The 13629-nt window shown below is 47.5% G+C and carries 11 protein-coding genes; 5 read left to right on the top strand and 6 right to left on the bottom strand.

Going from position 1 to position 13629, the window contains the following annotated elements:
• Nucleotides 1-2: 2 nt before the first annotated feature.
• The 3 genes from IEY13_RS01845 to IEY13_RS01835 are packed head-to-tail and all read right to left on the bottom strand — an operon-like array spanning nt 3 to nt 3996.
• Nucleotides 3-476: a single-stranded DNA-binding protein gene (locus IEY13_RS01845; RefSeq protein WP_188950119.1), complete on the bottom strand. Its 474-nt coding sequence runs from the start codon at nt 474-476 to the stop codon at nt 3-5.
• A gap of 51 nt (nt 477-527) precedes the next feature.
• Complete coding sequence (locus IEY13_RS01840) at nt 528-1493, bottom strand: type I glyceraldehyde-3-phosphate dehydrogenase (RefSeq protein ID WP_188950117.1); 966 nt, start codon at nt 1491-1493, stop codon at nt 528-530.
• Between the two features lie 52 nt (nt 1494-1545).
• On the bottom strand, nt 1546-3996 hold the full coding sequence (locus tag IEY13_RS01835) for an MG2 domain-containing protein (protein WP_188950115.1): 2451 nt from the start codon (nt 3994-3996) through the stop codon (nt 1546-1548).
• Between the two features lie 101 nt (nt 3997-4097).
• Here IEY13_RS01835 and IEY13_RS01830 point away from each other — a divergent pair, with 101 nt between their 5' ends.
• Both IEY13_RS01830 and IEY13_RS01825 read left to right on the top strand, forming a co-directional pair.
• Nucleotides 4098-4571, top strand: a complete 474-nt coding sequence (locus IEY13_RS01830; RefSeq protein ID WP_188950113.1) for a 23S rRNA (pseudouridine(1915)-N(3))-methyltransferase RlmH — start codon at nt 4098-4100, stop codon at nt 4569-4571.
• A 44-nt stretch (nt 4572-4615) separates the two neighbouring features.
• Nucleotides 4616-5260 (top strand): rhomboid family intramembrane serine protease, encoded by a 645-nt coding sequence (locus IEY13_RS01825; protein WP_188950111.1) that lies wholly within the window; start codon nt 4616-4618, stop codon nt 5258-5260.
• A 19-nt stretch (nt 5261-5279) separates the two neighbouring features.
• Here the strand turns inward: IEY13_RS01825 and tilS are convergent, their stop codons facing one another.
• Both tilS and IEY13_RS01815 read right to left on the bottom strand, forming a co-directional pair.
• On the bottom strand, nt 5280-6641 hold the full coding sequence (tilS, locus tag IEY13_RS01820; RefSeq protein WP_188950109.1) for a tRNA lysidine(34) synthetase TilS: 1362 nt from the start codon (nt 6639-6641) through the stop codon (nt 5280-5282).
• Nucleotides 6642-6672: 31 nt separating this feature from the next.
• Nucleotides 6673-8556 carry a hypothetical protein gene (locus IEY13_RS01815; protein ID WP_188950107.1) on the bottom strand — a complete coding sequence of 628 codons (1884 nt, stop codon included), beginning with the start codon at nt 8554-8556 and terminating at the stop codon, nt 6673-6675.
• Nucleotides 8557-8897: 341 nt separating this feature from the next.
• Here IEY13_RS01815 and IEY13_RS01810 point away from each other — a divergent pair, with 341 nt between their 5' ends.
• Genes IEY13_RS01810 through IEY13_RS01800 form a run of 3 tightly spaced genes read left to right on the top strand, consistent with a single transcriptional unit; the run spans nt 8898 to nt 11865 of the window.
• Nucleotides 8898-9335, top strand: coding sequence for a hypothetical protein (locus tag IEY13_RS01810; protein ID WP_188950105.1), 438 nt, complete (start codon nt 8898-8900; stop codon nt 9333-9335).
• 35 nt (nt 9336-9370) lie between these two features.
• The gene (locus IEY13_RS01805) at nt 9371-11218 is read left to right on the top strand and encodes a tetratricopeptide repeat-containing sensor histidine kinase (RefSeq protein ID WP_188950103.1); all 1848 of its coding nucleotides are present in this window, start codon (nt 9371-9373) and stop codon (nt 11216-11218) included.
• Nucleotides 11219-11235: 17 nt separating this feature from the next.
• Entirely contained in the window at nt 11236-11865 is a 630-nt protein-coding gene (locus tag IEY13_RS01800) for a response regulator (protein ID WP_188950101.1), read from the top strand.
• Nucleotides 11866-11871: 6 nt separating this feature from the next.
• Here the strand turns inward: IEY13_RS01800 and IEY13_RS01795 are convergent, their stop codons facing one another.
• Complete coding sequence (locus tag IEY13_RS01795; RefSeq protein WP_188950099.1) at nt 11872-13530, bottom strand: glutamine--tRNA ligase/YqeY domain fusion protein; 1659 nt, start codon at nt 13528-13530, stop codon at nt 11872-11874.
• Nucleotides 13531-13629: the final 99 nt, after the last annotated feature.

Raw genomic sequence — 13629 nt, 5'->3', positions numbered from 1 at the left:
GCTTAAAACGGAAGATCATCCAAAGGTTCTGTTATATCACTGCCGCCGCCAGCTGGTGCTGTGTTGGCTGGTGAGTTGTAATTGTTACCACCGCCGTAGTTATTGCCACCGCCCTGCTGGCTGTAACCACCGCCGCCACCGCCTTCTGCGCCGTCTGAACGGTTACCGCCCAGTAACTGCACGCTTACTACACGCATTGTAAGGCTGGCACCCTGACGGCCATCGTTGGTTTGGTAAGTACGTACCTCGGGGTTTCCTTCCACGTATACGGAGGTGCCTCTCTTCAGGTAAGGCGCAATACCGGTTCTGTCAGTCCAGTAAGCACACTCTACCCAGATGGTTCTATCTTTCATATTACCGGTAGCATCCCTGAACTTTTCAGTATGAGCCACACTGAAATTGATTACGTTTTTGCCGTTCACATTATTCAATACGCAATCCTTACCCAGGTTTCCTATCACTTGTAATTTGATCATATATCTCTGTTAAATGTTAACTTGTTTAGCAAAATAAGCAAAAATCTGCGGTTATTTCCCCAATTGTACCCAATGAAACAGCCAGTCAATCATGCGGCTGGTGTACCCAAATTCGTTGTCGAACCACACAATCAGCTTTAACTGCCTGCCTACCACCGAAGTAAGGGTGCCATCCACAATACAGGAATGGGTATTTCCTTTAATATCCAGCGACACCAGCGGGTCGGTAGTGTATTCCAGTACCCCATCGTATTCCGTTTCGGCCGCTTTTTTAAACATCCGGTTAATCTGCGCTACGGTTACATCATCCTTCATTTGCACGGTAAAATCGCCCATGGCGCCGTTGGCCACCGGCATTCTGGTAGAAAGGGTGGCTATTTTACCTTCCAGGTTGGGGAATAAACGCTCCAGCGACTGATACAGATCTACCTCAAACGGAATAATAGATTCCGCTGCGGCCCGGCCCCGGCGCAGGCTTTTGTGCGGCCCGTCTACCAGTTCCTGGCGGGAGGTATAGCTGTGCAGCATATTAATCTGTACAGATTCTATGCCGATAGCATTGAGGATATATAAAATATGGGTAGAACAGTTGGTCATGCAGCCACCGGGCGAAAACAGCGTGCTATCTGCCGTAAGCAGGTGCTGGTTAAACCCGTAAATAAGCAGCGGTACGCCTTCGGGGCCGGTGCTGGACAGCATTACTTTTTTAGCCCCTGCCTCGCGGTGCAATGCTGCGCCTGCTTCGCTGGCAAATACGCCGGTACATTCCAGTACTATATCCACTTCCAGCTCTTTCCAGGGCAGCTGGCGCGGATCGGCACATTGCAGAAAACGTATGCCGGGCGCGGGAACAGGCTCTGTATAGGTACCATATATAGAATCGTACTTAATAAGATAAGCCAGGTTATCCGGGTCCATAATATCATTTACCGCTACCAGCTCCACCTCTTTACTGGTGGCCAGGCGGCGGTACAACAAACGGCCAATACGCCCCATTCCATTAATCGCTACACGCATACTTTTCGTTTAAAGGACTGCAAATATCAAAAAAGAAAAGTATTGCGGGGCGTTATTTTATATTATAGTTCACAACACCGGCCACGGGCACTCCTTTGTCTGTAATACCCTCAGCCACAATGCGTATGGTGGTTTTATTGCCAGGGTTATGATAACGTACCGGCTTGCTGCCCGCCCCGGTAGTTACGTTGGGCTGCCACCAAACGGTGGTGCGGGGCAGCTGGCGCGGAGCGTTTGGCCCCGGGGTGGGTACATAAAAATCCCGCGCCTCGTAATAGCCGGCAATGGTAACATTCAGCAAATCCAGCTGTTTGCGCTGGTAGGCTTCGGGTTTCAGGGTAAGGTATACAAACCAGGCATCTGTCATTTGTGCACTTAGCATATGGCGTATGGTTACCTGTTCAATTACGTTCATAGGCAGGCTGTAAAAGTCAATGCGCTCAAACAGGTCTTCCACGTTATCCACTTTAAAGCGCGGGCGTATGCGCTGGCCGTTCGACATAAAAAATACGCCCTGCGTATCGGCACTGGACGTAGCGCCCGGCATGCGGTGCAGTATAAAGTTTTCCAGTGTTTCGTAATCTTTAAAATCGGCTGCGGTAATGCGGAAGGTAGAATCGGGCCCACCAAAGCTTACATAATGTCCATCTCTGAACACGGCTGTTTTAGGCGTGTTTTTTACCACTACCCCTTCCAGCTCGCGGGTGTCAGCTTCCTGCTGTTTGCGCAGCAGCGTTTGCCGTTTTTGTGATTCTGTGGTAAACTGTTTTACCAGTGCAGCGGTATCTGGTAACAGGGGTGTGTATTGCGGTAAAGGCGGCACGGGTACAGAAGCCTGTAACACAGAATCCATAGTAAGCATGCCCCCACCCTTGCCGGAAGGGTTGCGGGAGGTAAGCCTTATCTGCCGCGGGCCGTACAGCGGCAGGCCATCCAGAAACCAGGCGCCGGAGCTGTCACTTTCTGTAAAGTATATCTTATTGCCTCTGGCCTCATTGGCCATAAGGGTAATGTTCATTTTAGGCAATGGCTTACCACCCAATACCTGCTTAACATGGCCGCTGAGGGTAATGCCCGGCTCGGGCAGGTAGCGCACTACAATAGCAGTATCCTTTACACGGCGCCACAGAAAATCGCGCCAGCCCTGGGTGCTCAGCAGCAGATCCAGCTGCTGTTTCCGTTGGGCATTGTCTTTATTAAAATAAGCAAGCGGTTGTTCTATTTCGCCCCGCAGCTCACTTTGCAGTTGCAGGTAGGTGATTATGTTTTCTGTGGCTACGGGTATAATGCCAGCATCCACTACTGCCAGCGATAGCTGTGCTTTTACAGCGCTACCATCTTCTGCAGTGGCGGTAAGGTATACGGCGGCCTGCTCTGCGGGGCTGTACTCTGGCTTATCCGTTTTTAAGCGCAGTGTTACCTGGGCTACTTCTTTTTCTATATATACCAGCCTTTCGCATTGCGGGCGCAGGCGCGCATCGTATAAAGTAAACGCAGCCACTCCTTCCGGAAAATGGCTTTTAGCTACCTGCATTACTGCATGGGGTTGAGTAAGGGTAACGGTATCTTCCAGGTAAAACTTACCGGCGTGTTTACCGCCCAGGGTTACGCGCATAGGGCCTTCGGCCTGTAAGGTGGCGGGGTTGGTAAATATATCTACTACCAGCAGCGTATCTTTTTCGGTAATCTTTATGGCCAGCCCCTGCTCCAGTGCCTGTGGCAGATCGGCCGTAACGGGTTTGCCATCAGGTAGCCTGCCCTGAAAGCGATAGACTACACCCGGCTGGGGCTGTAGTTCAAAACTGCCCATGCCCAAATGGGTGGTTTGTATTTCAGCTACGGCTTTGCCATCGGCGGCAAGTACAGTGCCTTTCAGCGCTATGCCTTTACCAACGGCACTTTCTGCTTTAAAAGCAATGCGGCTTTTTACACCGGCAATCAGCGAGCCCCCTTCGGGGAAAAATAATATTCTGTTATCTGATTGTGCGGCAGTGGAGGTTGCAGCCGCTTGCGCGTTGTTGTTTGCCGTGGCCGCGGTTTGTACGTTGCTGTTTGCAGCCGCAGTGCTATCCTTTGCACCTTTGCTTACATACAGGTCTTTGGTAAAAAAGAACATGCTGCCAAAGTTGCGCATCCAGCTGGTATAGGCCCGTAAACGGTAGCGGCCGGCAGGCAGGGCTTCATCCAGTTTAAAATCGCCATTAGCACCTCCGTTTTGCAGGTGCAGCACTTCCCGGTCTACCACTACGCCTTCGGGCGATAGCAACTCGGCATATACATTGGCGCTGTTGGGTGCAGGCAGGTTGGTTTGTGCATCGGTACAATAGGCTTTAAACCATATATCTTCCCCGGCTGTGTAATAATCCCGGTCGGTATGTACATATACTTTTTCAAAAAACAGGGTAAACCGGCGGGCGGGCTTTTGCTGGGCGTTGGCCTGCAGCACCAGCATACACATACAAATACAACTGATAAGAGGCCTGGTTGATTGCTTGGTAAACATAGATTTCATATGACAAAAGCCAATATACTTTAATTCTTTAATAACAATCCTCATTTCAGGACAGTACCAGACGGTTGCGCCTTTTTGTATAACTTGCCACGGTGAAGATTTTTTTCTATTCCGTGGGTAAACCCCATGAGGCATATATAAAGCAGGGCGTGGAAGATTTTACCGGCCGCATTAACAAGTACTTTACGGTGGCCTGGCAAATTATTGCGCCGCCTAAAAACGCAGGCGTAATGCAGGAAGCGGAACTGAAAAAGCAGGAAGCGGCGCTGATATTACAGGCTTTGCAGCCAGACGATCAGCTGATTCTGCTGGATGAGCGCGGTAAACAACTGTCATCGCCCGAACTGGCGCAGCTGGTACAGCAAAAAGCCAACGAAAGCACCCGCCGTGTGGTGTTTTTAATTGGTGGTGCGTTTGGGGTAGATGAAAGCGTTACAAAGCGTGCTAATTTTGTATGGAGCCTGTCTAAACTGGTATTACCGCATATGCTGGTAAGGCTGGTGCTGGCAGAGCAGGTTTACCGGGCATGTACTATCTTGCGCAACGAAAAATATCATCATATGTAGGCCCTGCGCGGCACACACGTTTACACTAAACCAGGTTTGTTGTTATGACTGTTACTATTGCAATTATTGTTCTTACAGTATTGATTTCCCTTTCGGCAGAAAACAATTATAAGGTAAAGTCCGATCTGGCTTTTGTGCCTACCGCCGTTCATTACCGCAAACAATGGTACCGCTTTATCACCGGTGCTTTTGTACACAGCGGTTACATGCACCTGGCGTTTAATATGTATGCCTTGTATATGTTTGGACAACTGATAGAAATGTCGTTTATGAACATTTTTGGTGTTACCGGAAAGCTGGTGTATGCCCTGTTGTACCTTACGGCTGCGGTGGCCTGCGACCTGCCTAACTATGCGAAGCATAAAGACAACTATGGCTTTTCCAGTGTGGGCGCATCTGGTGCTATTTCAGCAGTTTCGTTCTGTTTTATGCTGCTGTATCCTGCACAAAAAATGGGTATCATTTTTATACCCTTCCTTAAAATACCTGCCTTTTTGTTTGCTCCGCTGTTTCTGATTGCCACTTCGTACATGGCCAAACAGGAAAACAGCCGCATCGACCATTCTGCCCACTTATGGGGCGCTATATACGGTATGGCCTTTCTTATTGTAATAGGTTACTTTGTTGCGGACTTTAATGTACTCAGCAATTTTGTGTACCAGATAGGTACGTATTTTCATCTGGTATAAGCTTACGTATACCGCAGCATTACTTTGCTGCGGTATACGTAAGTTTCAGCACCCGCTTGGTATGGGGTGTTACTTTAAACCGGTTGTCAATACGGCGGCCCACCACCCATATGATTTTCTCGTTCATTACCAGCACCCATGTCTTTTCTTTATCGGTGGCAGACAGTTTCAGATCAATCAGAAAACGATTGATCTTTTTCTTTTTCTGCATACCCAGCGGGTAAAAGTAATCGCCCGTTTTCCAGGGGCGCAGTAATAAAGGAAACTGAATAGCATCTGCATCAAACAAACCTACCTGTGGTGGCTGCTGCATTTCTTTTTCAGCCATCGGCTGCTCAGATAACTGCATCTGAATGCTCCCCTGCGAAAACAGGCTGTTGCCTGCAAAATCTTCTATTATAATATGCTCAGCCTCTTCTACCTTAACAGGTGCAATAATCAGCCAGTTTCTGTTTTTAATAATGCGGTGTGTGGCAGAAGTAATATAGCTGCCCTGCCCGCCCGTGGTAAGTAGTTTTTTTACTTCTTCGGTTTGGGCAGCAGTAAACTGAAACGGGCGTATCATTTCCCATAACAGGGTATGCAGGGGTGTTGCCTTCAACAGTTTGTAAATGGGTATATGCTGCTCGGCCCCTTTTTGTTCCACCAGTTTTTCCAGCTGCTGGCTTACGGCCTGGCGGTACAGCATTTCCACTTCTGTAAAGCGTTCTATGTTCTGTAATAAATTTTCTTCTACTTCCGGAAAAACCTGTTGCAGGCCCGGAATCAGTTGCAGGCGAAAATAGTTACGGGTATATTTATCGGAGGCGTTGGAAGAGTCTTCTACCCATTGCAGCTGGTGTTGTACTGCATAACTGCTAATCTCCTGGCGGGTAGCAAATAGTAAAGGACGAATGATATGCCCCTGTACCGGTTGAATGCCGTGTAAGCCACTGATGCCGGTGCCTCTGAAAAAATTCATCAGCAGGGTTTCCATGCTGTCGTTGGCGTGGTGGGCGGTGGCCACCGCACGGGGGGCGTGCGGTAACCTGCTCCATATTTGTTCAAACCATGTGTAACGTAATATTCTTGCAGCTTCCTGTATACTTACTTTCTGCTGCTGTGTCCATTGTGCAGTAGCAAAACGTTGCACATGCACCTCTACCCCATACTGCACACCCATGTTACGCACAAAGGCTTCATCCCGCTCACTCTCTTCGCCACGCAGGCCAAAGTTGCCATGTGCCAGCGAAAAAGTGATACCCGTTGTATGCAGCAGGTGGGCCAGCACCACACTGTCTATACCCCCACTTACCGCCAGTATTACATGTGTGTTACCTGCCGGAAGGTGGTTAAAATGTTTTTTCCAATACTGCTGAAAACGTGCTGCAACCTGATTCATATTGCAATATGCACAAAAAGCGGCAGTTGCCCTACAAGCCCGAAGGCTTCAGGTGCGCGGTATTTACCAGCAAAGTGTCTTTATTTATAATAAGTAACTGCAGAGATGCCTGAAAACCTGCTGTTATTTCAAACTCCAGGCGTCGGGCGTCGCGGCCCGTGAGCCGCACGCCTTTACCTGTTTGTGTAAAATGCAACAAGGTGCTTTCGGAGGTATCTAAGGTTACAACGAACTCCTTTCCGGGAAAATCCCCGTTCCCGTTACAGGTAACATCAGTTGATGGCAAACAATACGTTACTTCTTCTGCCAGGTTATTACTGGCCCAGGCAAAATACCAGGATGCAATCAGGTTAAGGTCAAGGTCTGTGTCTGAACTGGTTAATTCCAGTACGGCATTATGGTATACCCATATATATCTGTTTTCACCTTCAACAGCACTGTGTGCAGAAAAATGCCCCATACCCGGTGTATCTGCTTTCATGGCAGGCTTTTCTGTTTGCGACAGGGCTGCCTGGGCCACAAAGCGGTTATACGCCAGTTCATTATTTCCGCTTACCACATATAGTTTTACAGTAATCAACGCATCATCACGCCGCAGCATCCATAGCTGCATCACTTCCTCCGCACCCGGTACCAGTTCTGTATAAAAGGTATTCCAGGCACCCCGCAGGTAAGGAATGGTTTCCGGCTCCGGCCATTTACCGGCTATTGCCTTTGTGGCCAGTACGCAAAAGCTTTTAAAAGAAAAATCGTTTTCCTGAATAAAAGCTGCGGTATGCGTAAAATGAGGCAGCGTGTGTACACTGCTGATGGTATCTGTACTGGTTACGCCTGTATACTGTTCTACCGTATGCTCACCCGGCTCCGGCAATGCGGCCTGTTTATAATACGCCTGATCCAGCAGCTGCGTAAGGTAATCACCCATCATTTCATATCCCATGTGCGGGCCTACTGCCGCATCTGCCACTACACCATAGGCGGGTATGTATACAAAACTATGATTGCTCCATGCTGTTCTGCCGGTGGCGGCGGGGCTTACAACAGGCATATCTGTTGCGGCATACAACGGGTTGTTGCTTAAACCTCTGCCCAGCAGGTTGGTAAGCGACAGGTACCCCGTACGCGCCAGCAGGCAGTAATAAGTACGGTATCCATAACTGCATAACAGGTATTGTAATACCGCTGCTATATCAAAACTACTGGCTACTGCGCCACCAACTGCCTGTGCAGCACGCCATGCCTGGTAATGCAGTGTTATATTATTAAAATTATTTACTGTTACAAAACGGGCGGCACCACTATATACATCTAACCGCGGCCCCTGATTATTAAACAGGCTTTGTACAATAGCCTGTACCGGATACATATAAGCAGCTTCGGACGGAAAATAGCTGGCCAGCGTAACAGCGCTGCACAAGGCCTGCAGCAGTTCTACCGGAATACCATTTCTGTGAACGGCATCCGGCAGTTCAGCTATATTCATCCAATACATTTCAACAGGTATGGTACCTAAAGGCACCTGGGTACCATCATCCATAGTAAGCTGCAGGTACAACATATCATCCTGCAGTTGCGATAGTACTTCGGGTGTATAAACCGCCGTAGCCATTACGGTTTGCGAGCGGTTAAACAAACCCCGGAACAATAAGATACTATTGGCAGCAAATATTTCGAGCACCCCCTGCCCTACGTTGCCGCCAACAGCCAGTTGCACTTCCAGCTGTGGCTTCCGGTCGTTACCGATATCAAAAGCCACTGCCACCGGAGTAGTACAAACATTCTTATTGTTCCAAATGGGTAAGTGTGGGTTCAGCAGTTTCCCCTTCCGCTGAATTACCAGATTGTTATGAGGCTGTATGGCAAGCAACTGTATGTCCAGTGTAACAGGCCTGCTTCTTCGTAAGGTTGCTACCATAGTTATATTGGATTTATACACAAGCCAAATACTGCCGCAAATATTTTGTTATACCCTACAGGCATATTACCTTTAGCTAGTTCTGGTTATTGCATCAGCAGTATCGGAACACCCCCTTTGCTCATTGCTGATTGCGTGATAAAATTGAAACTTATTCCAAAAACCTGCAACACGGTTAACCGGCATTTTATAGCTACCGGAAAACCGTTAGATCAGGCATCCTCCGTATCCTCATTATTGCTGTTTCAGCATGTTATCTACATGCGGCAATAGAACAAGGGGGAGATAATCAACCAACAACGTCATTTCATTTTATTCACTTCTAAATTGTAAAAACGACAATGAGCACGTACACTTTAAACCTTCAGGAACCAGCAGAGATTACTTACGTTGATTTACCTGTTGGCTATCCCCAACTATCCGGTGGTGATACTTACCAGCCTGCTGCCTATACAGAAGGTTCTTCTTCGCTGGTAAGCGTTGCCATACTGCTGCCGATAGACCCCGCTGAGCGCGTGGTAGTACCAGGCACCCTTTTATATACTACAGATGCGAGTGGCGACAACGGTATGATTTATTGCCAGCTTACCATTATTGAAGGTACAAGCACTACGGAGCAATTGTCTATGATTAAATTTTCTTTTGAGCCGGAACATGGTGCAGAAACCGCTGGTATTACCATTTTTGTAAGCGAAGGCAAAGCAAAAAAAGGTGGCCTGGGAGACAGGAAACTGGGTAAGGTGGTAATGGACTCTAACATTATGCCTACCGGTTACTAATTATTCAGACTGATTAAGCTTATACTTTGCCGCCAATGAAGCAGCTACTTGTTTTAATTCTGTGCCCCTTGCTACTGCTTGCAGTAAAACCCTGCCATGCACAAACTGATTTATATACCGATAGCATTCAGCGGTTTTTACAAAGCCCTGTGCCCGATACGGGTAAACTGTATTTGTTTACCAGACTGGCACAGCTGCCCGATTGCCCGGCAGATACTTTACTGAAATATGAAAAATTGTTTTACGACTATGCAGTGAAGCACAAATTGCAGGCTGCTGTGCCGGAAGCATTGTACCATATAGGTCTGGCGCATTTTAAAAACACCGGCCTGTCAGAAGCAGCAGACTTTTTTTACCGCAGCGCCCAGTTGTGGGAAAAGAGCGGGGATAAACCTTTGGAATTATCCCGTGCGTACGAATTACTGGCAGCTATTTATAAAACCACAGACCGGTATAAGGATGCGCTGCAGTATTACCGGCAGGCATACAGGTTAAAAAGTACATTGAACAACGAGCAGGCACTTATCAGTACCTATAATGGTATGGGTAATGTATTCAGGTTGCTTAATCAGTCTGATTCGGCTATTATTTACTTAAAGAAATCGCTGGCACTGGCCCGCCAGGCTAAAAACACTTTATATATTGCCCAGGTTACCAACAACCTGGGTAATATATACTGGCAGCTGGAGCAGTTTAATGAGGCGCATAACTGGTACGCCACCGCACTGGCTTCTTTTGAAGAATTGGGGAGTCAGCATAACATACGCGAAGCCAGCTTTAACCTGGGTATGATAGCTTATAAACAGAAAAACTACCAGCAGGCCATTAACTACTTTACCCAAAGTCTGGATGTAACTGAAGAAGGTGCGCCGCTGGAGCACCTGGAATGGATACACCAGCACCTGGGTGCCTGTTACGCAGCCCTGCATCAGTATCAGAAAGCGTATGAGCATTTTGATGCGTACGATACCATTAAAGACAGTCTGTTTTCGCTTAACACCCAAAAAGCCATTGCGGATGTAAGGGAAAAGTACGAAACGGAGAAAAAGGAGCAGGCTTTAAAAGTGGAGAAAGAGCGGACCCAAAACCTGTCTGAACTGAACCAGAAAAGCAGGCTGCTGATATATCTGCTTATTTTTATAGCCATACTGATTGCTTTCCTGGGCTTTTTTATGGTGCGCGACAGCCGCAAGAAAAGATTAATTGCCAACCAGCTGGCAGAGATTAAACAGAAAGAGAACGAACAGTTGGTACGCGAGCAGGCGCTAAAAGCCAATATTGCCATGCTGGAAGGGCAGGAAGCCGAACGCCAGCGTATTTCTATGGAGCTGCACGACCGCCTGGGCGGTACCCTGGCCTCGCTGAAGTTTATGCTGCAAAGCCTGTATGGGAAAGACGCTTCTGTTAACGCGCACTCGCAAAAGATTGATATGCTGTTGCAGGATGCGTTAAAAGATGTGCGCGGTATTTCTCACAACATGAGCGTAGGTATTTTACACAAATACGGCCTGGTAGAGGCCATTCAGGATTTGAAAGAAACGGTAGAAACAGCAGGCAACACACAGGTAATTGTAAGTATGCAGGGGGCCAGCCACCTGGCCAAACACAAAGCAGAAGAGGTGTATTATATTATACGGGAGTTGCTTACCAATGCCGTTAAGCATGCCAAAGCCACTGAAATTTATATACAGTGTTATGCAGAAGAAGAAATTCTGCTGCTTACGGTGGAAGATAACGGCGTGGGCTTTGATGCGGGCCTGCGTGCCAAAGGCATTGGGCTTACCAATATTGAAGCACGCGCACACAAGATTCATGCACAAATGGATATTGAAAGCTCACCAGGTAATGGCGCCTCGTTCTTTTTCCGTATTCCATTTGTATAAACTGTTATATTGCCGCCATGGAAGGGTTTTCGATTTTTATTGTAGATGACCATCAATTGTTTATTGAAGGTTTAACCGCTTTGCTTAAAGCCAATAACTACACCGTAACGGGCTTTGCCAACAGCGGAAGTGCTTTGTTTAAAGTACTGGAACAGCAACAGCCCCATCTGCTGCTGATGGATATTGGTATGAAGGAGATGGACGGTGTAGAGGTATCTGCACTGGTTAAAAAGCAGTATCCTGCTATTAAAATTCTTATTATATCTATGCACGCCAAGCGTGTGTACCTGGAAAAGCTGATTGAAGCCGGTGTGGAAGGGTATCTTCTGAAAAGCGCGGATGATGAGGAGCTGAAGCTGGCCATTCGTTGTATTGCAGAGGGCAGTACTTATTTTTCGCCCCAGGTAAGCGACAGTATTTTTCAGAACATGGTAACGCGTAACCGGGAACCCGATGTAATGCTTACCCCACGGGAAAAAGGTATTATTAAGCTGCTGGCAGAAGGCATGAATACCAAAGAAATTGCAGATAATTTAAACATCAGCATTAACACAGTGGAAAGCCACCGGAAGAATGTACTGCTGAAAACGGGGCTAAAAAATGTGGCCCACCTTATTAAGTGGGCCTTTGAAAACGGTCATTTATAACAGTAGTTATCCTTTCTTTACTTCTTTCGCCCAGGCATCTTTCAGGGTTACTGCACGGTTAAATACCATCTTTTCTTCGCTGGTATCTTTATCCATACAGAAGTAACCCTTTCTTAAAAACTGGTAACGATCGCTGAATTTAGCATTGGCCAGTGCAGGCTCTGCATACGCATTCTGCACAATCTGTAAAGAGTCCGGGTTAACGTAGTCTTTAAAGTCTCCTTCCTCATTAGCAACGTTCTCTACCTTAAACAGGCGGTCGTACAAACGTACTTCTGCATGTATGGCATGTGCAATGCTTACCCAGTGCAGGGTACCTTTTACGTTAATGCCAGAGGTATCTGCGCCGCTTTTGCTTTCAGGAATATAAGTACATCTTACCTCGGTAATATTACCCGCCTCATCTTTCACCACCTCCTCACACTTAATAATATAAGCGCTTTTTAAACGCACCATCTGGCCGGGTGCCAGGCGGAAGTATTTCTTCGGAGCAACTTCCATAAAGTCTTCCCGCTCTATATACAGCTCTTTGCTGAACGGAATATCGCGGTAGGTAGTGTTAGGATCTTCGGGATTGTCTTCACTCTTCAGCGTTTCCACACCCTCGTAGTTGGTAATAACCACTTTCAGCGGGTCAAACACCACCATACGGCGCTGTGCCTCTTTGTTCAGGTGCTCACGCACACAGAATTCCAGCAGGCCCACATCAATCAGGTTATCACGTTTGGCCACGCCTATTCTTTCGCAAAACTCGCGGATGCCTTCGGGCGTATAGCCTCTTCTGCGCATACCGCTGATGGTGGGCATACGTGGGTCGTCCCATCCATCCACAAACTTTTCCGTTACCAGCTGCAGCAGCTTGCGCTTGCTGGTAATAGCATAGGTGAGGTTTAAACGCGCAAACTCGTACTGATGGCTGGGGAAAATTTCCAGTTGCTGAATCAGCCAGTCATACAGCGGACGGTGCGGAATAAACTCCAGTGTACAAATGCTATGGGTAATTTGTTCAATGCTATCGCTTTGTCCGTGTGCAAAATCGTACATCGGATAAATGCACCACGCATCACCGGTACGGTGGTGGTGTGCATGCTTAATGCGGTAAATAATAGGATCGCGCATGTGCATATTAGGACTGCTCATGTCTACTTTTACACGCAGTACCTTTTCACCATCCTTGTATTTACCGGCGCGCATATCTGCAAACAGCTGCAGGTTTTCTTCTACGCTGCGGCTGCGGTAAGGGCTTTTCGTACCCGGCTGGGTAGGCGTTCCTTTTTGTGCGGCAATCTGCTCGCTGGTACTATCATCAACATACGCCAGCCCCTTTTTTATCAGTTCCACGGCAAAACCGTACAACTGCTCAAAGTAGTCGCTTGCATACAATTCCTTCGCCCATTGAAAACCCAGCCACTGAATGTCAGCCTTTATACTTTCCACATACTCGGTATCTTCTGTAACCGGGTTGGTATCATCAAAACGCAGGTTGGTAGCACCGCCGTATTTCTGGGCCAGGCCAAAGTTGAGGCAGATGCTTTTAGCGTGTCCTATGTGCAGGTAACCGTTAGGCTCCGGCGGAAAACGCGTAAGAATAGATGCATACTTACCGGATTTCAGATCCTCTTCTACGATCTCTTCTAAAAAATTAAGACTTTTTTCTTCACTCATTCAATGATGGTTTCAGTATTGGCAAAAGTAAGGGATGTGGGGAATGTAAAAAACATGGGCCACAAGCCATATTAGGATTAAATTTATACTTTTAGCAAC

The sequence above is a fragment of the Filimonas zeae genome, assembly GCF_014641615.1.
Lineage (GTDB): Bacteria > Bacteroidota > Bacteroidia > Chitinophagales > Chitinophagaceae > Filimonas > Filimonas zeae.
Note: the sequence above shows the minus strand (reverse complement) of the source record. Positions and strands in the feature narration are given on the sequence as shown.

What these genes read in the sequence shown, in the direction of transcription:
- IEY13_RS01825 (WP_188950111.1), top strand. Translation starts at nt 4,616, where the DNA reads ATGACTGTTACTATTGCAATTATTGTTCTTACAGTATTGATTTCCCTT.
- IEY13_RS01835 (WP_188950115.1), bottom strand. Translation starts at nt 3,996, where the DNA reads ATGTTTACCAAGCAATCAACCAGGCCTCTTATCAGTTGTATTTGTATG.
- IEY13_RS01805 (WP_188950103.1), top strand. Translation starts at nt 9,371, where the DNA reads ATGAAGCAGCTACTTGTTTTAATTCTGTGCCCCTTGCTACTGCTTGCA.
- IEY13_RS01845 (WP_188950119.1), bottom strand. Translation starts at nt 476, where the DNA reads ATGATCAAATTACAAGTGATAGGAAACCTGGGTAAGGATTGCGTATTG.
- IEY13_RS01810 (WP_188950105.1), top strand. Translation starts at nt 8,898, where the DNA reads ATGAGCACGTACACTTTAAACCTTCAGGAACCAGCAGAGATTACTTAC.
- IEY13_RS01840 (WP_188950117.1), bottom strand. Translation starts at nt 1,493, where the DNA reads ATGCGTGTAGCGATTAATGGAATGGGGCGTATTGGCCGTTTGTTGTAC.
- IEY13_RS01815 (WP_188950107.1), bottom strand. Translation starts at nt 8,556, where the DNA reads ATGGTAGCAACCTTACGAAGAAGCAGGCCTGTTACACTGGACATACAG.
- tilS (WP_188950109.1), bottom strand. Translation starts at nt 6,641, where the DNA reads ATGAATCAGGTTGCAGCACGTTTTCAGCAGTATTGGAAAAAACATTTT.
- IEY13_RS01795 (WP_188950099.1), bottom strand. Translation starts at nt 13,530, where the DNA reads ATGAGTGAAGAAAAAAGTCTTAATTTTTTAGAAGAGATCGTAGAAGAG.
- IEY13_RS01800 (WP_188950101.1), top strand. Translation starts at nt 11,236, where the DNA reads ATGGAAGGGTTTTCGATTTTTATTGTAGATGACCATCAATTGTTTATT.